The 22799-nt window shown below is 51.7% G+C and carries 22 protein-coding genes and 1 riboswitch; of the genes, 13 read left to right on the top strand and 9 right to left on the bottom strand.

Features of this window, described 5'->3' with window-relative positions; translation table 11 throughout:
• The first annotated feature begins 79 nt into the window (after positions 1-79).
• The 7 genes from QLH52_RS00715 (at position 80) to QLH52_RS00685 (ending at position 7722) form a co-directional block, all read left to right on the top strand.
• Complete coding sequence (locus tag QLH52_RS00715) at positions 80-1834, top strand: methyl-accepting chemotaxis protein (protein WP_033155853.1); 1755 nt, start codon at positions 80-82, stop codon at positions 1832-1834.
• Positions 1835-2018: 184 nt separating this feature from the next.
• On the top strand, positions 2019-3062 hold the full coding sequence (locus QLH52_RS00710; RefSeq protein WP_205452956.1) for a tRNA (5-methylaminomethyl-2-thiouridylate)-methyltransferase: 1044 nt from the start codon (positions 2019-2021) through the stop codon (positions 3060-3062).
• On the top strand, positions 3059-3283 hold the full coding sequence (locus QLH52_RS00705) for a sulfurtransferase TusA family protein (protein WP_319960219.1): 225 nt from the start codon (positions 3059-3061) through the stop codon (positions 3281-3283). Before QLH52_RS00710 ends, QLH52_RS00705 begins: the two co-directional genes overlap by 4 nt.
• 363 nt (positions 3284-3646) lie before the next feature.
• Positions 3647-4135, top strand: coding sequence for a hypothetical protein (locus tag QLH52_RS00700; RefSeq protein ID WP_033155850.1), 489 nt, complete (start codon positions 3647-3649; stop codon positions 4133-4135).
• A gap of 267 nt (positions 4136-4402) precedes the next feature.
• Positions 4403-4870 (top strand): hypothetical protein, encoded by a 468-nt coding sequence (locus QLH52_RS00695; RefSeq protein WP_033155849.1) that lies wholly within the window; start codon positions 4403-4405, stop codon positions 4868-4870.
• Positions 4871-5549: 679 nt separating this feature from the next.
• Entirely contained in the window at positions 5550-6764 is a 1215-nt protein-coding gene (gene argJ / locus QLH52_RS00690; RefSeq protein ID WP_319960218.1) for a bifunctional glutamate N-acetyltransferase/amino-acid acetyltransferase ArgJ, read from the top strand.
• Between the two features lie 13 nt (positions 6765-6777).
• The gene (locus QLH52_RS00685) at positions 6778-7722 is read left to right on the top strand and encodes a Nudix family hydrolase (protein ID WP_319960217.1); all 945 of its coding nucleotides are present in this window, start codon (positions 6778-6780) and stop codon (positions 7720-7722) included.
• Positions 7723-7738: 16 nt separating this feature from the next.
• Here QLH52_RS00685 and yacG read toward each other — a convergent pair whose 3' ends face one another.
• The 7 genes from yacG to thiC all read right to left on the bottom strand — a co-directional run bounded on the left by yacG (position 7739) and on the right by thiC (position 15274).
• On the bottom strand, positions 7739-7942 hold the full coding sequence (yacG, locus tag QLH52_RS00680; RefSeq protein ID WP_319960216.1) for a DNA gyrase inhibitor YacG: 204 nt from the start codon (positions 7940-7942) through the stop codon (positions 7739-7741).
• Positions 7942-8715 (bottom strand): cell division protein ZapD, encoded by a 774-nt coding sequence (gene zapD / locus QLH52_RS00675; RefSeq protein ID WP_051669750.1) that lies wholly within the window; start codon positions 8713-8715, stop codon positions 7942-7944. Before zapD ends, yacG begins: the two co-directional genes overlap by 1 nt.
• Positions 8712-9323 (bottom strand): dephospho-CoA kinase, encoded by a 612-nt coding sequence (coaE, locus tag QLH52_RS00670; protein WP_319960215.1) that lies wholly within the window; start codon positions 9321-9323, stop codon positions 8712-8714. Before coaE ends, zapD begins: the two co-directional genes overlap by 4 nt.
• A gap of 3 nt (positions 9324-9326) precedes the next feature.
• Positions 9327-10193: a prepilin peptidase gene (locus tag QLH52_RS00665; protein WP_319960214.1), complete on the bottom strand. Its 867-nt coding sequence runs from the start codon at positions 10191-10193 to the stop codon at positions 9327-9329.
• A gap of 75 nt (positions 10194-10268) precedes the next feature.
• Positions 10269-11486, bottom strand: a complete 1218-nt coding sequence (locus QLH52_RS00660; protein WP_205452935.1) for a type II secretion system F family protein — start codon at positions 11484-11486, stop codon at positions 10269-10271.
• 2 nt (positions 11487-11488) lie between these two features.
• Entirely contained in the window at positions 11489-13204 is a 1716-nt protein-coding gene (gene pilB / locus QLH52_RS00655; protein WP_171696693.1) for a type IV-A pilus assembly ATPase PilB, read from the bottom strand.
• A gap of 201 nt (positions 13205-13405) precedes the next feature.
• Positions 13406-15274 carry a phosphomethylpyrimidine synthase ThiC gene (gene thiC, locus QLH52_RS00650; protein ID WP_319960213.1) on the bottom strand — a complete coding sequence of 623 codons (1869 nt, stop codon included), beginning with the start codon at positions 15272-15274 and terminating at the stop codon, positions 13406-13408.
• A 32-nt stretch (positions 15275-15306) separates the two neighbouring features.
• Positions 15307-15414: riboswitch (TPP riboswitch) on the bottom strand.
• 195 nt (positions 15415-15609) lie between these two features.
• Here thiC and QLH52_RS00645 point away from each other — a divergent pair.
• Positions 15610-16014, top strand: coding sequence for a hypothetical protein (locus tag QLH52_RS00645; RefSeq protein ID WP_319960212.1), 405 nt, complete (start codon positions 15610-15612; stop codon positions 16012-16014).
• 4 nt (positions 16015-16018) lie between these two features.
• Here the strand turns inward: QLH52_RS00645 and ispB are convergent, their stop codons facing one another.
• On the bottom strand, positions 16019-17023 hold the full coding sequence (ispB, locus tag QLH52_RS00640; protein ID WP_319960211.1) for an octaprenyl diphosphate synthase: 1005 nt from the start codon (positions 17021-17023) through the stop codon (positions 16019-16021).
• A 206-nt stretch (positions 17024-17229) separates the two neighbouring features.
• On the opposite strand from ispB, the gene rplU reads away from it, so the two are divergent.
• The 4 genes from rplU (at position 17230) to proB (ending at position 20065) form a co-directional block, all read left to right on the top strand.
• Positions 17230-17541, top strand: a complete 312-nt coding sequence (gene rplU, locus QLH52_RS00635) for a 50S ribosomal protein L21 (RefSeq protein ID WP_033156113.1) — start codon at positions 17230-17232, stop codon at positions 17539-17541.
• Positions 17542-17558: 17 nt separating this feature from the next.
• A complete protein-coding gene (rpmA, locus tag QLH52_RS00630; protein WP_020484554.1) occupies positions 17559-17816 on the top strand; it encodes a 50S ribosomal protein L27 in 258 nt (85 codons plus the stop codon).
• 82 nt (positions 17817-17898) lie between these two features.
• A complete protein-coding gene (gene cgtA / locus QLH52_RS00625) occupies positions 17899-18957 on the top strand; it encodes an Obg family GTPase CgtA (RefSeq protein ID WP_319960210.1) in 1059 nt (352 codons plus the stop codon).
• The gene (proB, locus tag QLH52_RS00620) at positions 18944-20065 is read left to right on the top strand and encodes a glutamate 5-kinase (protein WP_319960209.1); all 1122 of its coding nucleotides are present in this window, start codon (positions 18944-18946) and stop codon (positions 20063-20065) included. Before cgtA ends, proB begins: the two co-directional genes overlap by 14 nt.
• 43 nt (positions 20066-20108) lie before the next feature.
• On the opposite strand, the gene apbC is transcribed toward proB, so the two are convergent.
• Positions 20109-21200 carry an iron-sulfur cluster carrier protein ApbC gene (apbC, locus tag QLH52_RS00615; RefSeq protein ID WP_319960208.1) on the bottom strand — a complete coding sequence of 364 codons (1092 nt, stop codon included), beginning with the start codon at positions 21198-21200 and terminating at the stop codon, positions 20109-20111.
• 259 nt (positions 21201-21459) lie between these two features.
• Here apbC and QLH52_RS00610 point away from each other — a divergent pair, with 259 nt between their 5' ends.
• Complete coding sequence (locus tag QLH52_RS00610) at positions 21460-22797, top strand: L,D-transpeptidase family protein (protein ID WP_319960207.1); 1338 nt, start codon at positions 21460-21462, stop codon at positions 22795-22797.
• Positions 22798-22799: the final 2 nt, after the last annotated feature.

Genomic DNA, 22799 nt, shown 5'->3' with positions numbered 1-22799 from the left:
CTTGGCGACATGGCATGTTTGATCATCCATCTGCCGTTTCACTCACTCTTATAACAATAAATTTAACGGGGGAAATCTTATGTTCTTAATGAACTGGCATTCGGTGGGAGTCAAAGTGGTAGCAATAACCACGGGCATACTCTTCGTCCTGAGCTTGGGCTTGTTGTTGATGTTTGCCAACATCGAAAAACAAAAACTGATAGACCGCAAGATTGAATCGTCCCGACAATTGCTGCTGCTTTCCGAATCGATTCGTGACAATGTAGCCAAAAATTGGGAAAGCGGCCTTTATTCGCCGGAGTACCTCCGGCAGTTGGTGCAAGGCAAGGATGAAGCCAGCCGCCGGTCGTTGATTATCGCGACCGTCCCCACCGCCAATGCCTGGGACGTGATAGAAGCCAAAGCCAAGGAAGGCGGTTTTCGTTTTAAAGCGCCGGCACTGAATCCGCGCAATCCGCCCAGAAACATGCCGGACCAACTGGAACAACAGGTTTTGGACAAATTCAAAAAAGACCCGGCGCTAACCGAATACAGCATGGTCGACGAAGAGAAACAAGAAATTCGCTATTTCAGACCGGTGAAAATGACCAAACAATGCGAGCTTTGTCACGGCGACCCGCAAACCTCGCAAGCCTTATGGGGCAACGGCAAGGGCCAGGATTTACTCGGTTATGCCATGGAAAACCGCCGGACCGGCGACTTGCACGGCGCATTCGAAATCATCACTCCCTTCAGCAACGCCTTTAGCGAGTTAAAACAAACCGTGTTTTATGCTGTCGGCTTTTTGGGGTTGACGCTTTTAATCATCGGTATCACCGGTTATCTGGTGATGAGCAAAATCATCATCGGCCCACTGACTGCATTGGCGCTGAACCTGCAAGCCATTTGCAGCGGAGACGGCGATTTGCGCGCCAGGCTCAGCGCGTCGGGTAAATCCGAGTTTGCCTGGGTGGCCTCCAGTTTTAATGCCTTCGTGAAGAAAATCGCCAAAACCGTTGAAGAAATCAGCGTGACCAGCGACCGACTGGCTCAGGCCGCCAACAAACTGGCAACCATCACCCAATCCACCCAACAAGGCGTAGAGCGGCAATTGCAAGAAACCACGCTGGTGGCCAATGCGATGAAACAAATGACATCGACTGTACAAGAGGTTGCCAAAAACGCGGTCAAAGCATCCGAAGCCGCCGAAAATGCGGACCGGGAAGCCACGTCAGGCAAAAATATCGTCACGCAAGCAGTTGGCGGTATTAACGAATTAGCCACCGAAGTGGAAAATGCCGCCAATGTGATTCACGATCTGGAAACCGACAGCAACAGCATAGGCGAAGTATTAAGCGTGATTCAGGGCATCGCCGAGCAAACCAATTTATTGGCGTTGAATGCAGCCATTGAAGCGGCCCGCGCCGGCGAGCAAGGCCGCGGCTTTGCAGTGGTGGCGGATGAAGTCCGCACCTTGGCCAGCCGCACGCAAAACTCGACGCTGGAAATCCGCCAAACCATAGAAAGGTTGCAAGGCCGGGCGAAACAAGCGGTTTCGGTGATGGAAAACGGCAGAAAACGCGCCGCCTCCAGTGTTGAGCAAGCCGCTTCGGCAGGTGATTCGATCAATACCATCAGCGAGAGAATATTTACCATCAACGACATGAATAATCAGATCGCCACCGCCGCAGAGCAACAGACAGCGGTCGCGGAAGAAATTAACCGTAATGTCAGCAATATCAGCTATGTGTCCCAGGAAACCTCCAGCGGCGCCAAACATACCGCCGATGCCTGCCATGAGTTGCTTGAGCTGGCCAATCAATTACGCCAGACGGTTGGCCATTTTAGAATTTAAAGCCATCGCTTCGCCGGCCGTCAGCGGCCGGCGAATCACCGACCCACCAAGGCAAACCCCTGTTTTTTTGGTGGATTTTCCCGCCGAAAGTTGCCCAATTAATTGTTTGCCCACGTCGCTGACGGCCGCATATTGCTGAAATCCACAGTATAATGCGGCGTTTTTCCTGCTAGACATATGAGTTATGAGTCAACAAAGAAAAGCGGTGGCGCTGATTTCCGGCGGTCTGGACTCCATGCTGGCTACCCAAGCCATCCTTGAGCAAGGTATCCACGTCGAGGGCATCAATTTTTTCACCGGCTTTTGCGTGGAAGGCCACACCCATGCGATACGCAAGCAAGACGCCGACAAGGTCAAGCGCAACAACTCGCTGTGGGTGGCCGAGCAGTTGGGTATCAAACTGCATATCATCGATGTTATCGAAGAATACAAAAACGTCCTTCTAAACCCCAAGCACGGTTACGGTGCCAACCTAAACCCTTGCCTGGATTGCAAGATTTTCATGGTCAACAAGGCCAAACAGTGGATGGTGGAAAACGGCTTCGATTTCATCATCACCGGCGAAGTGGTCGGCCAACGGCCAATGTCGCAGCGCAAGCAAACCATGCCCATCGTCGCAGCCCAGTCCGGTGCCGACGATTTACTGGTCCGCCCCTTATCCGCGCAAAATTTACCCGCCACCTTACCGGAACGCGAAGGCTGGATCAGCCGTGAGAAAATGTTCGGTTTTAGCGGTCGGTCGCGTAAACCGCAAATGACCTTGGCGAAAGAATACGGCTTTACCGACTATGCTCAACCCGCCGGCGGCTGCTGCTTTTTGACCGACGAAGCCTATTCATTAAAGCTGGTTGATCTATGGAAAGCCCGCGGCGAGCGGGATTACGATCTGGACGATGTGATGCTACTGAAAGTAGGCCGGCATATCCGCCCCAAACCACATTTCAAAGTCATCATAGCGCGCGAGGACGGCGAAGCCCGCTTCATGAGCGGTTATAAAAAAGAATTTATCAGTATGAACTGCGCCAGCCATCGCGGCCCGCTAGCCTTAATCGACGGCACACCCAGCGAAGACGATCTGCTGCAAGCCGCGCAGATTACCGCCCGCTACGGCCAAGGCCGCGAAGCCGAACAAGTGGAAGTGACCATCCGCGACCGGGAAGGCAACGAGCGCAATGTGTTCGTTAAGCCCTTGCTTGCCGACGACATTCCGCAAGAGTGGTTCGTATGAGTGGCCATGTTTTGAACGCCCGCCGGCTGCTCTGCCCTTTGCCGGTGATCCGCACCCAGGACAAAGTCAAAACCTTGCAAGTGGGCGACGTGTTGACTGTCGAATGCACTGATCCGGGCGTGATGCAGGATATTCCGGCTTGGTGTCGGATTAATGGGCATCGGGTTTTGGATACACGAGTTGTCGATGGTGAGTATGTGATTGTTTTGGAAGTGGGATGAGTTGGTTCTGGTCGATTGAGTTGTTGTGTCGCTATCGCGACGGGTTGATTTAACGTCGGGTCTCGGCCCGACAGCCGAGATACTTTCTTTTGCATCGCCAAAAGAAAGTATCCAAAGAAAAGGCGACCCGGACGCCGCTTTGATCCTGCGCGCCGAAGCTTTCGACGGGGATCGACAGAAGGGGCTTCCTGCCCCTCTGTCGATGTGCGGAATCCATGCCGCACCCCTACGGGCTATTCCCGCCAAAAGCTCCGGTGCTCGGCGCGGCATACAGGAGGAAAAACCGTCGCGACAGAAATGAACGATTTATATGCGAACACTGGACGATATACAGAAACCATTTAAATACTTGTTAGGCGCAATATGACTTGTTACACAGGATGCGATTGTTGCTGTAGCGCGGAAGGCCGCGAATTCGATGAGATAATCTCGGAGGAAACTCAAATCGAAGTGTCAGCGAAAGATTTAGCGCATTCGAATTTAGGCTGGTTCTGTGGTTTCCATGATCTAAAAAATGGGGCGTGGCCGATTTCAGAAAATGATGGCGTCTATTTGCTTTGGGAGAAAAACGATTATTGTCCTAAGCATGATCGATTTCATGCTAGGGCGATTTATGTAGGTAAAGGTTTCGTGAAAAAGCGAATCTTCGATCACGCCAACAGCAAGGGATTCACCGAAGAAAATATCGTCTATTTTACATTTATTGACATCGCCAACAGAAAAGCCAAGTACGTAGAACAGCTCTTGCTCGATCTTTATGATTTTCCGTTGAACAAAGCAGAGAATCGTGGAACAGGAAGGTTTTGCGCTTACATCACGCAGAGTGAAGCCGATTTTGGCTTTTCCAAGTAGAAAGTGCCTAACAAGGCCATGAGATCAGATGCAATAGACTCCGCATCGCTTGCGCACGGCCACCCGAAGCCCGGTAGGTCACGTTGCCGCGATAGCGGTTATGTAACAATTAAAGTCCTGTAGGGCACGTATCAAGTACCTTATGATGAACAAAAGTTAGAGAAATATATGTTTAGTCGGAAATTAGTTGTATCGCTTTCAGTGTTATTTACAGTTAGCTCAACAGCTTATCCATGCAAACGCCCAGATTTCGAAGCATTGATTCATATGAATCAACATGAATTAAGTCAAGATGGGTGCGTCAAAGAGCATGTAAAACTACATTTAAAGAATCAACCCATTAAGGTAATTAAAATTGCGGAAAAACTAAAGCGTAAAGGGCTCCTTGACGGGCCTTCTCTTGAAGTAGAAGCTTCAGCTTTTTATGATCTTGGGCTGTATAGCGACGCATTAAAGGCACATCTATTGTCAAAAACGACGCCTGTCCAATGTAAAACATTCTCGCCCTGTGTTTGGAAATATTGGGATGGTGATGATCACTGGATAAACTCTTTTTATTACCAAGCCAATGGTGATATAGGCAAGGCGGAAGAAGAATTGAAAGCCGGTGATTTAGAATTTTTTAAATCATGCCAAAGGGATGATCCGCGTATTGAAACGGCTAATTATTGTTCCGAGGTACGTAATCGGTTAGTTAATTCTATTAAATCTAGTTTTAGTAAAGATAGCCCCTAAAATTTCAACCCTACTGTTTAGGCAAGCAATGCAGACGAAGCCCGGTAGGTCACGTTGCGGTGATAGCGGTTACGTGACAATTTAAACCAAAGTGTCAGGGAACGCTATCGTGCACCCTGACCTACAATCTGTAAAATATTGGTAGTTGCGCAATGCATACCCTACATATTTCCGATATTTCCTTGAAGTTCAGGACGGTTTTCCTCCCGTATGCCGCGCCGAGCATCGCAGCTTTTGGTGAGATGAACGCGGTAAGGCGCAATCAGTAGGGCGTCAATAGGCGAAGCCGTATTGCGCCGCATGTTGGCCTTCGATTATTCGGTGCATTACGCTATCGCTAATGCACACTACGAGGGTTAAATAAAAGGCTTTGGGGCGTGAATTACTTGCAAAATTACGGGATGGTTTTGTCCCGTATGCCGCGCCGAGCACCGGAGCTTTTGGACGGATCAGCCCGAAGGGGTGCGGCATGGATGCCGCACGTTGCCGAAGGGGCAGGAAGCCCCTTTCGGCAACCCCGTTCAAAAGCGAGGAGCGGAGGATTAAAGCGGCATCCGGGTGTCTTTTCTTTTGGGTACTTTTCTTTGGACAAGCAAAGAAAAGTACCTCGGCTGTCGGGCCGAGACCCGACGTTAAATCAAGCCGTCGCATTAGCGACACAAATTAACAGGTTACAAAAATGGCAGTAGGACAAATCGACTTCCCCACCATGCATGCCGTCAAAGGCATCAAACTCGGCACCTGCAATGCCGGCATCAAACAAACCGTCCGCGACGATATTTTAGTGATCGAAATGGCGGACGGCGGCAGTTGCGCGGCGGTGTTTACCCAAAACGCCTTTTGCGCGGCACCGGTACATATCGCCAAAGCCCATTTGTCGCAAAACCCACGTTGGTTGCTGGTCAATTCCGGCAACGCCAACGCCGGCACCGGCAAGCAAGGCCTGCAAGATGCCTTCGCTTGTTGCGCCAATCTGGCCAGCGAAGTGGAGGCCTTGGCACAACAGGTGTTGCCGTTCTCCACGGGCGTCATCGGCGAACCGCTGCCGGTGGAAAAGCTCACGGCAGCGTTGCCGAGCGCCGTCGCGAATTTGGCCGAAGCGCATTGGGACAAAGCCGCGCGCGCCATCATGACAACCGACACATTTCCCAAGGGCGCCTCGGTCATTATCGATATAGCCGGTCATCCTGTGACGATCACCGGCATTTCCAAAGGCGCCGGCATGATTCAACCCAATATGGCTACCATGCTGGGTTTTGTGGCTAGCGATGCCCGTATCGAGCAATCGCTGTTGCAACAGTGTCTGAGCGCGGCGGCGGAAAAATCCTTTAATCGGATTACCGTGGATGGTGATACCTCGACTAACGACGCCTGCGTCTTGCTGGCCAGCGGAAGTAGCTCGGCGCCGGAAATTCTGGCCGGTAGCGCGGAATATGCAACCTTCGCCGAGGCCGTGATGGCGATTTGCAAACGCCTGGCGGAGCTGATTATTCGCGACGGGGAAGGTGCGACCAAGCTGATGCGCATCGTCGTCGAGCAAGCCCGCGATAGCGCGGAGGCGGTGCAAGTCGCCAAAACCATCGCCCATTCGCCCTTGGTGAAAACCGCCTTTTTCGCCAGCGACCCTAACTGGGGGCGGATTCTGGCCGCGGTTGGTCGGGCCGGGGTCGAAAACATGGACCTGGATAAAATCGAAATTTACCTAGGCACGGTGTGCATCGTCGAAAACGGCGGCCGAGCCCGCTCTTACACCGAACAAGACGGCCAGCGCGTGATGAATCAGGAGGAAATCGTTGTCACCGTCAGACTGGGTCGCGGCGTAATTAGCGAGGAAGTGCTGACTTGCGACTTTTCCTACGATTACGTGAAAATCAACGCTGAATACCGTACCTAAGCGCGGGAAAACCATGTCCAACCATAACCAGCATCTGCATGTCGCGGTCGGCGTGATCCGCGACAACGACGGCAGGATTTTGATTACCCAGCGGGCCAAACACGCCCATCAAGGCGGATTGTGGGAATTTCCGGGCGGCAAACTGGAAGCAGATGAACCGGTACAGCAAGCACTGGCCCGTGAGCTGGCGGAGGAAGTCGGTATTCAGGTAGAAACCGCAACACCGCTGATCAAAATCAACCACGATTATGGCGACAGGCATGTGTTGCTGGATGTTTGGAATGTCAGCGCCTTTGCCGGCCAAGCCAGAGGCTGCGAAGGTCAGGCGATGCGCTGGATTGATGCCGAGCAACTAAAGGAGTTTACCTTTCCGGCCGCCAACATCCCCATCATCGCCGCCGCGCAACTTCCGCATTATTACGCCATCCTGGAAGGCCGCAGCGCGACGGAAGCGCTAGACAATTGCCAACGGATTTTGGCAAACGGTGTCAAGCTGCTGCAATTTCGCGTCAAGTCTTTACCTATTGCCGATTTGCAAACTGTCTTCGAGCAGGTTTCTCAGCTTTGCCGGCAGCAACAGGTTAGCTTGCTGGTCAACGCCGATTTGCCTGTCGATACGGTTAATGCGCAAGGCCTGCACCTGAGCAGCCGCGCCTTGCTGGCCTGTCATGAACGGCCAAACGGCTATCGCTGGGTAGCGGCATCGTGTCATAACCTTGATGAACTGCAACACGCAGAAGCGCTGGGCCTGGACTTTGCGGTTTTAGCGCCCATCCAAGCGACCGCATCCCATCCGGACGCCACGCCGCTAGGCTGGCAGGCTTTGAGCGAACTGCTCGATCACATCAATTTACCGGTGTTTGCCTTGGGTGGTTTGGGCAGGCACGACCTGAACCGAGCCCTAGCCGCCGGCGCTCAGGGCATAGCCGGCATCAGCACCTTTTTAGCGGCAGATTAGCAGGATAAAACCCGGCTTAGTAGGATTCGAAATCCGAATTTTCACCGTCTTCGTCAAGCAGCGGCGGGCCGGGGATTTTATGGGCTTCGGTAGCCCAATCGCCTAAATCGATCAGTTTGCAACGTTCCGAGCAGAACGGCTTGAATGTTTCGGCAGCTATCCAGGCTACCGGCTTGCGACAAGTGGGACATGCCACCATAGTCGGGGTATTCGCGGTCATCAGAACATGCAGCGGGTCAAAGAAAATTCAATATCGTCCAACGTCTGGCTGGGCCGGTTTTCGTCAACCGATGGATTCATAAACCGGATGCTGAACCGATGCTTGCCACCGCTGATTTCGGCAAAACACGGGGTGTCAGCCGCTAAGCCAACTCGAAGCAATTGCACCGGATGGTTTTTATTGTCCAGCGCTAACTGGAAAAATCCGGCCTTGGCAAGCTCCTGGGTGGGCACGCTGCTTTGCCGAATAAAACCCAGGATCAAATCAATCGCTACCCGAATGTCCACGAAAGGCTGGGTCCAGCGTTCCAGATCTTTTTGTTGCTCGGCCTCATGCTGCTCCAGCCAGTAATGAAAGGCCGGCAAATCGAAGGAACAGCTACCGCCGGGGATGGAGTTGCGCTGCGAGATACTTTGAAACAAATCGCTTTCCATCACGCTGATGCCAATTTTGCCGTTGGCGCTATACAAATTACGGCTGGCTTGATTCAGCTCAAGCAGTATTTCCTGCAATTTCTCATCATCAACGCCATGGCTATGCGCCAGTTGATTCAGTACTTTGGTGTGTCTATCCAGCTCTTTGATCAACTCGGATTTCAAGTCGCTGCGGCTGAAGATCATCAAGATGTCGAGTAAAACCGAAATGGCGGCGCGTTTATCGAAGACCGAAGCGCCCAACATGAAGTGACTGAGCTGTTGAAAGAGTTGCTCCAAGCGCATAAACACCCGAATTCGTTCATTGAGAGGGAATTCGTAGATAGTTTGTGTATTCAAGCCGATTGTGTCCTGACGGTGGCTAATAAAGTGTAGGAATTGTGCAGTCTTTTAACCTGTTCTGCAAGTTGCTCCGGGCCGGCGATATTCTCGATGACATCGTCCGCTTTGCTTAAACGTTCTGGCCGCGACATCTGACTGTCGATGATGGCTTGCACTTGCTGGCGAGTGAGTTTATCGCGCGCGGTAACCCGTGCTATTTGCACATCCACCGGGCAATCGATTACTAACACCCGATCCACGACATAAGGATTTTTCGACTCGAGCAGCAGCGGCACGGCAATAATGCAATAGTCGGCCGTTAGCGTATTTACCTCCGCCGCGATTTGCGCATAGACCAAGGGATGCATGATGCCATCCAATTCACGCTTTTTGTCCGCATCAGTGAATACCGCATCGCGCAGCCTGGCGCGGTTCAAGCTACCGTCCTGGTTAAGCATCTGTTGCCCAAAAAACCTGGCGATCATCGACAGAGCTGCTTGCCCCGGCTCGACCAACTGCCTGGCAATAAGATCCGCATCGACAATAGGCACGCCAAACTCGGCAAACAACCGGCAGACCGTGGATTTACCGCTGCCTATGCCGCCGGTCAGACCTATTTTCAGCATCGCCTACAGACCGGCAGTATGTAGATATAGGGCATTCAGCTCCGGTCCGAACAACATTGCCAACCAGCCGGCCATGGCCAGATAAGGCCCGAAAGGTATTGGTTTGCCGGCATCGCGTTTGCCGAACACGATCATCGCGATACCGATGACCGCACCCACCAGAGAAGACAGAAGAATGATCAGCGGCAGATATTGCCAGCCCAGCCAGGCCCCGAATAGTGCCAGCAGCTTGAAATCGCCGTAGCCCATGCCTTCCTTACCGGTCAGCAATTTAAAAAGTTGATAAACGCTCCACAAGCTCAAATAGCCAGCCACCGCGCCGATGATCGCGTCGTGGCTATTCGTGTATATATCAAACAGGCTTAACAACAGGCCCAGCCACAGCATCGGCAGCGTGATCGAGTCCGGTAATAATTGCTGATCGATGTCGATAAAACTCAATGCGATCAAACACCAAGTCAGAAGTAATGCAAACGCTAAAGCCCAACCGTAACCGAAATGCCAAGCCACCACGGCCGAACATAAACCGGTAAACGCTTCGATAAGCGGGTAACGGATGGCGATTTTCACCCCGCAATGTGCGCATTTGCCGCCCAACAACAGGTAACTGATGACCGGAATGTTTTGATAGGCTTTGATTTCGGTTTTGCAAGACGGGCAATGCGAGGCCGGCAACATCAGGTTGAACACTTCGCTTGCTTCATCATGCGGGAGCTGCAAATATTCCCGGCATTCACGCCGCCAACCCGCCTGCATCATCACCGGCAAACGGTAGATCACCACGTTCAGAAAGCTGCCGACCAACAGGCCCAGCACGCAAACGACACTAATCATAAACAGCGGATATTGTTGTAGAGTGGCAAAAACCATGAGGAAGAGAGGATATCCGTAATTCGGCCCCGGCGCTCGGCCCAACGATGGCAAGCAGCCAGGGAATAACAAAAATTAAATAGCGGCGCCCAGCTTGAAGATAGGCAGATACATCGCGACGATCAAACCGCCGACCAAAATGCCCAGGATCACCATGATGATAGGCTCCATCAAACTGCTCAGGTTATCGACCAGGTTATCGACCTCTTCTTCGTAAAAGTCCGCGACTTTATCCAGCATCGCATCAATGGAACCGGACTCCTCGCCGATCGCCACCATTTGTACCACCATATTCGGAAACATGCCGGTGGTCTCCAAGGCAAATTTCAATTGCTGGCCGGTGGAAACGTCGTCGCGCACAGCCATTACCGCTTCGTAGAACAAAATATTGCCGCAAGCCCCTGCCACCGAAACCAGTGCTTCAACCAAGGGTACGCCAGCCGCAGACATGGTGGACAGTGTTCTGGCAAAACGAGCGATGGCCGATTTTTCCAGAATCATCCCGACAACCGGGATTTTCAGCAAAGTCTTGTCGAGAAAATGGTTAAACGCCTTCGAGCGTTTTTTAAAATAATTAAACACGTAAGCGGTAATGGCGATCACTCCAATCACCGCCCACCACCATTCCTGCACCCAGGCCGACAGCTCAATAACAAATTGGGTGAATGCCGGAAGGTCGGCACCGAAACCTTTAAACAAATCCTCGAACACCGGCACCACGAAAATCAGCAAAATCGCGGTGACGATAAACGCGACGACCAACACTGCAATCGGGTAGGTCAATGCTTTTTTAACCTTCTTTTTGATCGATTCGGTTTTTTCTTTGTAGGTGGCAATCTTGTCGAGCAAAGTTTCCAATACCCCGGCATGTTCGCCGGCTTCGACCAAATTGCAGAACAGCGCATCAAAATACAGTGGCTTACGGTTTAAGGCCTGGGCCAGGGTATCGCCACCTTCCACATCGGCTTTTATCGATAACAGCAACTCCGACATACTGGCGTTGTCGTGTCCCTTGCCGATAATATCGAACGATTGCACCAAAGGCACACCAGCGGCCAGCATAGTCGCCAACTGCCTGGCGAACACCGCGATGTCGCCGGGCGTGATTTTCTGCACTCTGGCACCGAACAAGGGCTTGGACTTGGCTTTGATACCGATGACCCGAATGCCCATCCGCCTTAATTCGGTGCGCGCAATGACCTCGCTCTTGGCGCTGATGGTACCTTTGGTTTTCTTGTTTTGCCTATCGAAACCGTCCCAATTGAACTCGATTTGTTCGTCTTGCTTTGCCATGATTATTCCTTGGTGACCCGGTCAATTTCTTGCAGCGAGGTGACGCCTTGCTTAATTTTTAACAGCCCCGACATTCTTAAATCGTTGATCCCTTCACTTTTCGACAATTCCGCCATTTGCATGGAATTACCGCCGTTCAAAATCAGCGCACGCATTTTTTCGGTGATAGGCATTACCTGGTAGATCCCTACCCTGCCCTTGTAACCGTTATTGCAATGTTCACAACCCACTGGACCGTAGACTTTAAACGTACCGATTTCCTCCTGCTTAAACCCGGCCGACAGCAAGGTGCTTTCCGGATAATCAACTTCTTGCTTGCAATGCTCGCATAAGCGCCGCGCCAGCCGTTGTGCCATGATCAAAATCACCGCCGAAACAATATTGAACGGTTCTATGCCCATTTGCACCAACCGGTTGATGGTTTGCGGCGCATCATTGGTATGCAAGGTAGACAACACCATGTGACCGGTTTGCGCCGCCTTGACCGCGATACTGGCGGTTTCCAGGTCGCGAATCTCGCCAACCATGATGATGTCCGGGTCTTGCCGCAAAAACGCCCGTAGCGCTTCGGCAAAGGTCAGGCCGGCCTTGGGATTGACATTGACTTGGTTGATGCCTTCCACGGTGATCTCGACCGGATCTTCGGCGGTGGAAATATTGGTTTCGATGCTGTTCAGAATATTCAGCCCGGTATACAACGACACGGTTTTACCGCTACCGGTCGGCCCGGTGACCAGCACCATACCGTAAGGCTTGTGGATCGCCTCCAGAAAATTTTTCTGCTGGTCCGGTTCGAAACCGAGTTTTTCGATACCAATTTGCGCACTGGTCGGATCGAGAATCCGCATTACCACTTTTTCACCGAACAACGTCGGGCAGGTGTTTACCCGAAAATCGATGGCCCGGTTCTTGGAAATCTGCATTTTGATCCGGCCGTCCTGCGGTACCCGCCGTTCGGCAATGTCCATTTTCGACATGACTTTCAGCCGGGAAATAATCCGGTTGGCAATGCCCACCGGCGGACTGGCCACCTCCGATAAAATACCGTCGGCCCGAAAACGGATACGGAATTTTTTCTCGAAGGGTTCCAAGTGTATGTCCGACACTCCGCGTTTGATCGAGTCCAGCAGGATTTTGTTCACAAAACGGACGATAGGCGCGTCATCAATATCCGAGCCTATTGCTTCGTCGGCCGGTTTGCTGTCGTCGCCTGCGGAAATATCGATATTGTCCAGATCGTCGTCCAACAGATCCTTCATCGACGTATCGGCAGCCTCCAGCGCCGTGTCTATCATGCGGATCAGCTTGTCTTCTTCAACCAGAATATTTTCGGTGTTGTGCCGGGTATGAAACTTGATCTCGTCCAGCGCCTGAAAATTGGTCGGATCTGCGGTGGCGACAAACAAGCGGTTGCCGCGCTTGAATAAAGGTAAGGCATGATGCTGGCGAATCAATTTCTCGCTGACTAGTTTGATCGGCAAGAATGAAGGATCTATGGCATCCAGATCGAAAAACGGCACACCAAACTCCGCCGAAGCCAGCGTAGCCACGGTTTTGCTGTCCGCATACTTATGTTCCACCAAATAGCTGATAAACGCTTGTTTACGCTTCTGCGCCTCCTGCAAACAGGTCGCCGCCGATTCCTCGGTCAACAAACCTTTTTGAATCAGGCATTTGACCAAGCCGCTGAAATGGATGTTAGTGGGTGCTGTCGCCATGAAAAAAAGTCTGGATTGGTTTTACTGCAACTAAGTGCTGCAACTATAGATGAAGTAAGGATTTTATCCAAACTCATCAAGCCATGCCCAAGACTTTAACATGGTTATATTGGCATGCCGCCAAGCGCTGTTTTTAAGCTGGCGATCATTTGGAACGGCCGGCGGTGCCAAGAACAGCACCGCCGACGAAGGGGACAAGAATCAGATTTCGTGATAAATCGCAGCACCTTCTTCCAGGAACTGCTTGGACTTTTCTTCCATACCAATTTTCAAGGCCTCGGCTTCTTCCAGACCTTTTTGCTCGGCGTAATTGCGCACGTCCTGGGTGATTTTCATCGAGCAGAAATGCGGACCACACATCGAGCAAAAATGCGCGACTTTTGCAGAATCCTTCGGCAAAGTTTCATCATGGAAAGAGCGGGCTTTTTCGGGATCGAGCGCCAAGTTGAACTGGTCTTCCCAGCGGAATTCGAAGCGCGCCTTGGACATGGCGTTATCGCGGATCTGCGCGCCGGGGTGGCCTTTGGCCAGATCGGCGGCATGCGCGGCGATTTTGTAGGTCACAATACCTTCGCGCACATCTTGCTTATTGGGCAGACCCAAGTGTTCTTTCTGAGTCACGTAGCACAGCATCGCACAGCCATACCAGCCAATGTTGGCAGCACCAATCGCCGAAGTAATATGGTCGTAACCGGGGGCTATATCGGTGGTCAATGGGCCCAAGGTGTAGAACGGCGCTTCGTAGCAATCTTCCAATTGCTTGTCCATGTTGACCTTGATCATTTGCAACGGCACGTGACCGGGGCCTTCGATCATGGTTTGTACGTCGTGTTTCCAGGCGATTTGAGTCAATTCTCCCAGGGTTTCCAGTTCGCCGAACTGCGCTTCGTCGTTGGCGTCGTAAATCGAGCCGGGACGCAAACCATCGCCCAAGGAGAACGACACATCGTAAGCCTTCATGATTTCGCAGATTTCCTCAAAGTTGGTGTAAAGGAAACTTTCGGTATGGTGAGCTAGACACCATTTGGCCATGATGGAGCCGCCACGCGAAACAATGCCGGTGAGACGCTTGGCGGTCAACGGCACATGATGCAGACGCACGCCGGCGTGGATGGTGAAGTAATCCACGCCCTGCTCGGCTTGTTCAATCAGCGTATCGCGGAAGATGTCCCAAGTCAGTTCCTCGGCTTTACCATCGACTTTTTCCAGGGCTTGGTAAATCGGCACCGTGCCAATAGGTACCGGCGAATTGCGCAGTATCCATTCGCGGGTTTCGTGGATGTTTTTGCCGGTGGATAAATCCATGATGGTATCAGCGCCCCAGCGGATGCCCCACAGCATTTTCTCGACCTCTTCTTCGATAGAAGACGTCACGGCAGAGTTACCTAGGTTACCGTTAATCTTGACCAGGAAGTTGCGGCCGATAATCATCGGCTCCAATTCGGGATGGTTGATGTTGGCCGGGATAATCGCACGGCCTCTGGCAACTTCGGAACGGACAAATTCTGGCGTGATAAACGACTGAATGTTCGCGCCATAGGAAAAACCGGGGTGCTGACCTTGGTAACGATCACGCATTGCTTCGAGATTTTGGTTTTCGCGGATGGCGATGTATTCCATCTCAGGAGTAATGATGCCTTTACGGGCATAGTGCATTTGCGAGACATTGTGGCCGGATTTGGCACGACGTGGATTACGGGTCAATTCGAAACGTAAGTGCGCGGTTTTCGGGTCGTGTAAACGCTCGTGACCATACTTTGAGGTCGGACCTTTCAATAATTCTGTGTCGCCGCGCTCCGCAATCCAGTTACCACGAATCGAACCCAAGCCTTTGTGCAAATTCACATCGACATTCGGATCTGTGTAAACACCTGAGGTATCGTAAACATAAATCGGTGGGTTTTTTTCCGCACCGAAGTGGGCCGGCGTATCCGACATGCTGATCTTACGCATCGGCACTTGAATATCCGCGCGACTGCCCTGAATATAAATTTTCTCGGAAGCGGGGTAGGAATCAATTCTTACGCTACTACCGGTATCGGTAGTAATCTCATTACGGACAGCGCTCATGCTTATCTCCAAAATCTCAATAAATCGCAAGCGCAGGGAAGATAGGGCTTTCCTACGCCGGTGTTAACCGGTTCAGGTTCGAAGGGTTTTTCTCAGCTTTCCGGGCTTGCATACAGCGGAAAGCACCCCTAGCCTTTCAGGTGACTTGCTAAGTTAAATGATAATCGAGCCAATTGCAAGCACAGCGCCAAGCTCCCAAGGCGCAAAAAGCTTATAAAACAATGGGTTTTAAAGCCCATCAATCCCTCCCGGCGCTCTTGCTATCATAAGCATTCACAGCCAAACCAGAGCATATGCCGCCGCAGCAATCAACGCACTAAAAAACAGGAGAAAACATGGCATCCCAAAAAAAGCAAAGCAAACGCCTGCTGAACGACATAGAGGGTTCAGTAAATCAGTTAGTATTTTTGACCAGCGATTTAAGCTTGCTTGCAGACACAAACAAACTGGCGCTAAACCTAAAAACAAACATCGAGACATTAAACCGCCAATTAGCCGGATTAAAAAAGGCAGAATTCAACGCCACCCTGGCAGAATCGGAGATACTGGAGATATTGGACGAGCTAATCGATAGCGATCCGATCAGCACACTGGAACAACGACTGTTTGTAGCTCATGCTGATCAAGAATCGGGCGAAGTAGGCGAGTTTTTCCAACAGTTGCTCGATAAAATCGAAAAACTGTATTCGCCGCTACTATCGTCCATCCAGCAACTAACTGCGATGCCGGATAAGCTGTAAACGCTCAGTGACTGCGCTGCACCGAGAAGCGCGCCAACTCTTCAAGAGCCTGTTTGTAATCGGAATCAGGCAGGCATTGCAGTGCGGCAATCGCCTTTGCAGCGGCCCTGTCCGCACATTGCTCTGTGTATTCTATGGCATTGGTGGCCTTAACTACTTCATAGACATCGTTAAACGCCTCGCGCGAACCTTGCCGGATCGCATCGACCACAATTTTAGCCTGCTGCTCGTTCCCGTGCTGGATGGCATAGATCAACGGCAAGGTAGGCTTACCTTCAGCCAGGTCGTCACCCAAGTTTTTACCCAGTTCTTCGCTATTGGCTTTGTAATCCAATGCATCGTCTATCAACTGAAACGCCACGCCCAATTGCTGACCATAAACCGCCAACGCTTCTTCCGTAGCCGGGTCTGTTGCAGAAACGACTGCCGCCAAACGGGTGGCCGTACTAAACAAAATGGCGGTTTTACGGGCAATGACTTCTAAATATCTGGCTTCACTGGTCTCCGGGTTATTGCAATTCAACAATTGCAGCACCTCACCCTCAGCAATCGCGGTGGTAGTTTTGGACATAATGGCCATCACCCGCATGTTATCGGTGCGGACCATCATTTCGAAGGCACTGGAGTACAAGTAATCACCTACGAGCACGCTAGCCGCGTTGCCCCACACCGCATTCGCCGACTCCTTGCCGCGCCGCAGAGCCGATTCGTCGACCACATCGTCGTGCAACAACGTCGCGGTATGGATGAATTCGATCACTGCTGCCAAAATCAGATGATGGTCATCAACCTTGCCCAAGGCTTTTGCCGCCAACAGCAACAGCATCGGTCGTAATCTTTTTCCGCCATTACCGATTATGTAATGCCCAATTTGATTAATCAGCACAACATCGGAACTCAGTTCCTCTAAAATCAACCGGTCGACGGCTTGAGTTTCCGCATTGGTTAAATTTTTGATGGAATCGAAGTCTATAGTGACTGACGCTGGCGTTGAAACTTTAGCTATCATGTGATGTTGTGAACTTGTCGCTCGTTAGCGTATAACGTGAATAACCGGTCATGCTATGAAGAATACTGATTAGTGTCAATAGTACTCCCCGCATAGGCCTGTTAGACAGCAGGTTTCCCCTGGAATTTTAGTTTGACTGTGACTTAAATAAAAAATATAATCCTCTGTTCACTATTAACAGATTATGCTTGATGGAGCTTACGCTGATGTATGCGGTAATTCAAACAGGTGGTAAACAGTATCGGGTCGCAGAGGGTACTACCTTAAAAATAGAAAAACTTGAGTTGGGCGCAGGCGACAGCGTAGAGTTCGACAAAGTACTGATGGTCCAATCCGGCGACTCCGTAAAAGTAGGCCAGCCATTTGTCGAAGGCGGCAAAGTGACTGCGACCGTGGTTTCCCAGGGCAGACACAAAAAAGTCAGAATCATTAAATTCAGAAGACGTAAGCACCACATGAAACAAATGGGGCATCGTCAATACTACACAGAAATCCAGATTACTGGCATTTCTGCTTAATATAACGAGGATAAGAAATGGCTCATAAGAAGGCAGGCGGTAGTACTCGTAACGGCCGCGACTCTCAGGCTCAGCGCCTCGGCGTAAAACGTTTCGGCGGTCAAGTGGTTAAAGCCGGCAACATTCTGGTTCGTCAACGCGGCACCCAGTTCCACCCCGGCACCAACGTAGGCATCGGCAAAGACCACACCTTGTTTGCAACAGTCGATGGCAAAGTGGTTTTTGAAGAAAAAGGTCCTAAAAACCGCAAATACGTCAGCATTGCAGCAGCGTAAATTTCTTTGGCTGTGCTGATTGGCACAACTAAAAATAAAAGCCTCGTTTTCAGCGGGGCTTTTTTGTTTATACCGGTAGATTATGAGATTTGTTGACGAAGCGGAAATCCGCGTAGAAGCAGGCGACGGCGGCAATGGCAAGGCCTCATTTCGCCGTGAAAAGTATATTCCCTTGGGCGGCCCGGACGGCGGCGACGGCGGCGACGGCGGCAGCGTTTATCTGGTCGCCACCGAAAACGTCAACACCCTGGTGGATTTTCGCTACCACTCAGTACACCGCGCCCAACGCGGACAAAATGGCGGCAGCCGGGATTGCACCGGCAAGAAAGGCGACGACTGCTTCGTCCCGGTCCCACCCGGCACCATCGTTTACGAAGCCGACACTGGCGAAAAAATCGGCGACCTGACCAAGCCCGGCCAGCAATTATTGGTCGCCAAAGGCGGCTTCCACGGCCTCGGCAACACCCGCTTCAAAAGCAGCGTCAATCGCGCGCCGCAACAAACCAGCAAAGGCTCGTCCGGCGAACACCGCATGTTGCGCCTGGAATTAATGGTTATCGCCGACGTAGGTTTATTGGGTATGCCCAATGCTGGCAAATCCAGCCTAATCCGCACGGTCTCTTCCGCACGCCCCAAAGTCGCGGACTACCCATTCACCACTTTACACCCCAACCTGGGCGTGGTGCGGGTAGACGATTTACGTAGCTTTGTCATCGCAGACATTCCCGGCGTCATTGAAGGCGCCGCAGAAGGCGCCGGCCTTGGCTTACAGTTTCTGAAACACCTATCCAGAACCGGCTTGTTGCTGCATATCGTCGACATCGCCCCCTACGAAAGCGACGAAACGCCAGTGAGCGCTGCGCGCAAAATCATCCACGAAGTGGAAAAATGGAGCGACGACCTATCCAACAAACCGCGCTGGCTGGTATTGAATAAGATCGACAATGTGCCCGACGACGAAGTCGAGCAACATTGCCAAGCCATCGTCGAAGAGCTCGATTGGACCGGCCCGGTATTCCTGATTTCCGCTTTAAAAAATCAAGGCACCCAGGCACTGATGTACGCCATCATGGAATTTCTCGACCAACAAAAAGCCGAGCGGGATTTGCAAACACAGGAGCCGCGCCATGAGCCGTTCTGAGTTTTCGCAAGCCCAGCGCGTTGTCGTCAAAATCGGCAGCTCGTTGCTGACCGACGGCGGACGCGGCCTTAATAAACAGGCCATCGCCGACTGGGTTGCGCAAATGGCCGCCCTCAAACGCCAAGGCGTCGACGTGGTATTGGTATCGTCCGGCTCCGTTGCGGAAGGCATGTCCCGCTTAAAGCTAAAAGCCCGCCCGAAAACCTTACATGAATTACAAGCGGCCGCCTCAGTAGGGCAAATGGGCTTGGTCAGACGCTTTGAAGATGAATTTCAAATACACGACTTGCTGACAGCGCAAGTATTGCTGACCCATGACGACCTTTCAGACCGCCAGCGTTACCTGAATGCCCGCAGCACTTTACTCACGCTGCTCGATTTCGGTGTCGTGCCGGTCATCAATGAGAACGATGCCGTCGCTACCGAAGAAATCCGCTTCGGCGACAACGATACCTTGGGCGCGCTGGTTGCCAATTTGGTAGAAGCCGATTTGCTGATCATTCTTACCGACCAAACCGGTTTATTCGACGCCAATCCTAGCCTGAACCCAAACGCTCGCCTAATTTCCAGCATTAGCGTCAACGAAAGTCTGCTTGACGAAGTTGCCGGCGGCAGCATCAGCGGCCTGGGACGTGGCGGCATGTACACCAAAGTCCGGGCCGCCAGACTGGCCGCGCGCTCTGGAGCAGCGACAGTGATCGTATCCGGCAAAATTGACAACGTCATCCACGCGGTATTCGACGGCAATGATTTAGGTACTTATTTAATACCCAACATTGCACCACTGGTGGCGCGCAAACAATGGCTGGCCGGGCAATTGCAACTGAAAGGCAGTGTGGTATTGGACGATGGCGCGGTAAAAATCCTGAAAGATGCAGGCAAAAGCCTACTCGCGGTCGGCGTTAAAAGCGTACAAGGTTCGTTTAAACGTGGCGACCTGGTCTCTTGCCTGGATTTGCAAGGCAATGAAATCGCCCGCGGCTTAATCAATTACGGCGCGGACGACGCCAATAAAATCGCCGGCAAACCCAGCAGCGAATTCGAAGCCTTGCTGGGCTACGCCGACGAAGACGAACTTATCCATCGCGATAATTTAGTATTGGTCTGAGACCAGACGACTTCGCGACTAGCCAAGTCGTCTGCCATCAAGCTCAGGTATTCTGGATAACAATATTTGGAAACCGGCCGCTATAATCCCGCGCACGCATTGCCAGCTTGGCGGCCATTTTCCGGGCAATCGCTTTGTAGATTTGCGCCGGCCGGCCATCCGGGTCAGCCACCACTGTAGGCCTGCCGCTATCGGCATACTCGCGAATCTGAATATCCAGCGGCAAAGAACCCAGTAAATCCAGCTTATTCTTGACCGCCATCGCCACGCCACCACCTTGGCCGAAAATCGCTTCTTCATGCCCGCAATTACTGCAAATATGCACACTCATATTCTCCACTAGCCCCAATATCGGCACGTTGACCTTTTCGAACATCCCCAAGCCGCGTTGTGCATCGATTAGCGCAATATCCTGTGGCGTGGTCACGATCACCGCGCCGCTGACCGGAATCTGTTGCGCCAGCGTTAGCTGAATATCGCCGGTACCGGGCGGCAGATCGATAATCAGATAATCCACATCCTGCCATTGCGTTTGATTCAACAATTGTTGCAATGCCCCGGTAACCATCGGGCCACGCCAGATCATAGGCTGGTCCGGGTCAATCAAATAGCCTATGGAAATGGTCTGCACACCGAACGAGATTTTCGGCAACATGCTTTTGCCGTCCGGGCTATCGGGCTTACCGGACAAGCCCAGCATGGTCGGAATGCTGGGGCCGTAAATATCGGCATCCAGAATACCGACATTGGCGCCTTCCGCCGCCAAGGCCAGAGCAAGATTCACCGAAGTGGTGGACTTGCCCACCCCGCCCTTGCCGGAGGCCACCGCGATGATGTTTTTCACATTCGGCAAGGGTTTCAGCGCCTTTTGCACCGAGTGCGAAACGATATTGAAACTGACCGATACATCCAGTTTGCCAACGTCCGGCAAAGTTTGCAGACGCTGAGTTACCGCTGCCTTTAACTCTTCAAGATAACTTTTAGCCGGATAACCCAATTCGATAACCACGCTGACATCATTGCCATCCACACTGATTTTCTTAACGGATTTTGCCGACACCAAATCGGTTTCCACATTTGGATCGATAAAATGTTTAAGTAAATTTTCGACAGCCGTTTTGTCAATGCTCGCCATGCGGAACTCCGAAGTAAGGGGAAATAATAACCAAGTAAAATAGTGTGAATATGATAGCACCTTAACAGGATGCCATTAAATCCGCGCCATTGTTAAAAAATAGTTTTCTCTTTAAGAATAATGCTTTATCGTAATGACTTAACTATTAGCCTTAATAGTTAATTCTTAATTAGGACTTAATGCCGCCTTAATCTGATTTTAATTTGAATCGCTTACCTTCAATCATCCAGCTCCGTCACTACATGCGCCTATCATAAACATGTCAGCAGTCATTCAAAACCGTACTGTTTCACCGATACCGCTAGTCTTCGTTGTGGCAGTAGTCAGCGCCCTGCTTAGCGGCTGTCAAAGCATACCGTTGTTTTCCGACAACCAGCCGGAACACATCGTCTGGAACTCCAAACCGGACAGTATTGCCAGTCATGAGTTTAACCTGAGCAGCGGCCAAGGCATGGTCGGCACGCTAGCCAGTATCAGCAGCCGCGAAAACGATACGCTGTCCGACATCGGCCGCCATTACGGCTTGGGTTACAACGACATTACCATCGCCAATGCCCATCTCGACCCTTGGACCTTGCCTGCCGAGCAAACCGTGTTGTTGCCATTGCGTTTCGTACTCCCCGACGCTCCCCGCAAAGGCATCGTGTTGAATCTGGCCAATATGCGCATGTTTTATTACCCTAAAAATCAAGCCAATACCGTACTGACTTATCCGGTCGGCATTGGCCGCCAAGGCTGGAACACGCCGTTAGGACAAACCCAAATTGTCGCAAAAAAGGCCAATCCTGACTGGACGGTACCGGAATCGATTCACCGCGAACATCAGGCATTGGGCGACCCGTTGCCGAAAGTGATACGTTCCGGCCCGGACAACCCCTTGGGCAACTACGCCATGCCCTTGGGTTTCAGCGGCTATTTGATCCACGGCACCAACAAGCCTTACGGGATTGGCTTACAAGTCAGCCATGGCTGCGTACAGCTATACCCTGAAGATATAGAAGTCCTATTCAACAAAGTAGAAGTCGGCACCCCGGTTCGTATCGTCCATCAGCCGTACATGGCAACCTGGCAAGATGACATGCTTTATCTGGAAGCCCATCGACCCTTAGACAAATGGGAAAAACAACAAAAACAGCTGCAAAAAGACATTCGGAAAAAATTGCAACAACTAGCATCCGAAAAGCAAGCAACGGTTGATTGGAGTAAAGTTGAGCGCATCTTGCAACGTGCCGACGGCGTCCCCACTCCAGTACTACCCGGCAGTGCGGATCTACCCGAATTAACAGCGGATGCGGTGCAACTTGCCCATCCTGAGCAATTCTACGGCCAACCGGTCATCAACGAATTGAGCGACAGCGACTGGTCCATTCTGGCCGCCAGCTTCGAAAATGAGACCGACGCCCAAAAGCTGGCAGCCATGCTCAATCACCAAGGACCGCCGATTCCTGCCCGAAAAATTGCCAAAGATGGTGGCTTTCAAGTGGTTGCCGGACCGTTTAAGAACAAGAAAGAAGCCAAAACCGTAGCGCAACGCATCAAGCAGAATTTCGACATGGACGTTAAAGCCATCGATCCGAAACAGGCTGCAAGAAACTAAGT

It is taken from the genome of Methylomonas defluvii (genome assembly GCF_033949435.1).
Classification (GTDB): domain Bacteria; phylum Pseudomonadota; class Gammaproteobacteria; order Methylococcales; family Methylomonadaceae; genus Methylomonas; species Methylomonas defluvii.
Note: the sequence above shows the minus strand (reverse complement) of the source record. Positions and strands in the feature narration are given on the sequence as shown.

Excerpts from the sequence above, each read along its gene's own strand:
- QLH52_RS00715 (WP_033155853.1), top strand. The coding sequence starts at position 80 with ATGTTCTTAATGAACTGGCATTCGGTGGGAGTCAAAGTGGTAGCAATA.
- QLH52_RS00710 (WP_205452956.1), top strand. The coding sequence starts at position 2,019 with ATGAGTCAACAAAGAAAAGCGGTGGCGCTGATTTCCGGCGGTCTGGAC.
- QLH52_RS00705 (WP_319960219.1), top strand. The coding sequence starts at position 3,059 with ATGAGTGGCCATGTTTTGAACGCCCGCCGGCTGCTCTGCCCTTTGCCG.
- QLH52_RS00700 (WP_033155850.1), top strand. The coding sequence starts at position 3,647 with ATGACTTGTTACACAGGATGCGATTGTTGCTGTAGCGCGGAAGGCCGC.
- QLH52_RS00695 (WP_033155849.1), top strand. The coding sequence starts at position 4,403 with ATGAATCAACATGAATTAAGTCAAGATGGGTGCGTCAAAGAGCATGTA.
- argJ (WP_319960218.1), top strand. The coding sequence starts at position 5,550 with ATGGCAGTAGGACAAATCGACTTCCCCACCATGCATGCCGTCAAAGGC.
- QLH52_RS00685 (WP_319960217.1), top strand. The coding sequence starts at position 6,778 with ATGTCCAACCATAACCAGCATCTGCATGTCGCGGTCGGCGTGATCCGC.
- yacG (WP_319960216.1), bottom strand. The coding sequence starts at position 7,942 with ATGACCGCGAATACCCCGACTATGGTGGCATGTCCCACTTGTCGCAAG.
- coaE (WP_319960215.1), bottom strand. The coding sequence starts at position 9,323 with ATGCTGAAAATAGGTCTGACCGGCGGCATAGGCAGCGGTAAATCCACG.
- QLH52_RS00665 (WP_319960214.1), bottom strand. The coding sequence starts at position 10,193 with ATGGTTTTTGCCACTCTACAACAATATCCGCTGTTTATGATTAGTGTC.
- QLH52_RS00660 (WP_205452935.1), bottom strand. The coding sequence starts at position 11,486 with ATGGCAAAGCAAGACGAACAAATCGAGTTCAATTGGGACGGTTTCGAT.
- pilB (WP_171696693.1), bottom strand. The coding sequence starts at position 13,204 with ATGGCGACAGCACCCACTAACATCCATTTCAGCGGCTTGGTCAAATGC.
- thiC (WP_319960213.1), bottom strand. The coding sequence starts at position 15,274 with ATGAGCGCTGTCCGTAATGAGATTACTACCGATACCGGTAGTAGCGTA.
- QLH52_RS00645 (WP_319960212.1), top strand. The coding sequence starts at position 15,610 with ATGGCATCCCAAAAAAAGCAAAGCAAACGCCTGCTGAACGACATAGAG.
- ispB (WP_319960211.1), bottom strand. The coding sequence starts at position 17,023 with ATGATAGCTAAAGTTTCAACGCCAGCGTCAGTCACTATAGACTTCGAT.
- rplU (WP_033156113.1), top strand. The coding sequence starts at position 17,230 with ATGTATGCGGTAATTCAAACAGGTGGTAAACAGTATCGGGTCGCAGAG.
- rpmA (WP_020484554.1), top strand. The coding sequence starts at position 17,559 with ATGGCTCATAAGAAGGCAGGCGGTAGTACTCGTAACGGCCGCGACTCT.
- cgtA (WP_319960210.1), top strand. The coding sequence starts at position 17,899 with ATGAGATTTGTTGACGAAGCGGAAATCCGCGTAGAAGCAGGCGACGGC.
- proB (WP_319960209.1), top strand. The coding sequence starts at position 18,944 with ATGAGCCGTTCTGAGTTTTCGCAAGCCCAGCGCGTTGTCGTCAAAATC.
- apbC (WP_319960208.1), bottom strand. The coding sequence starts at position 21,200 with ATGGCGAGCATTGACAAAACGGCTGTCGAAAATTTACTTAAACATTTT.
- QLH52_RS00610 (WP_319960207.1), top strand. The coding sequence starts at position 21,460 with ATGTCAGCAGTCATTCAAAACCGTACTGTTTCACCGATACCGCTAGTC.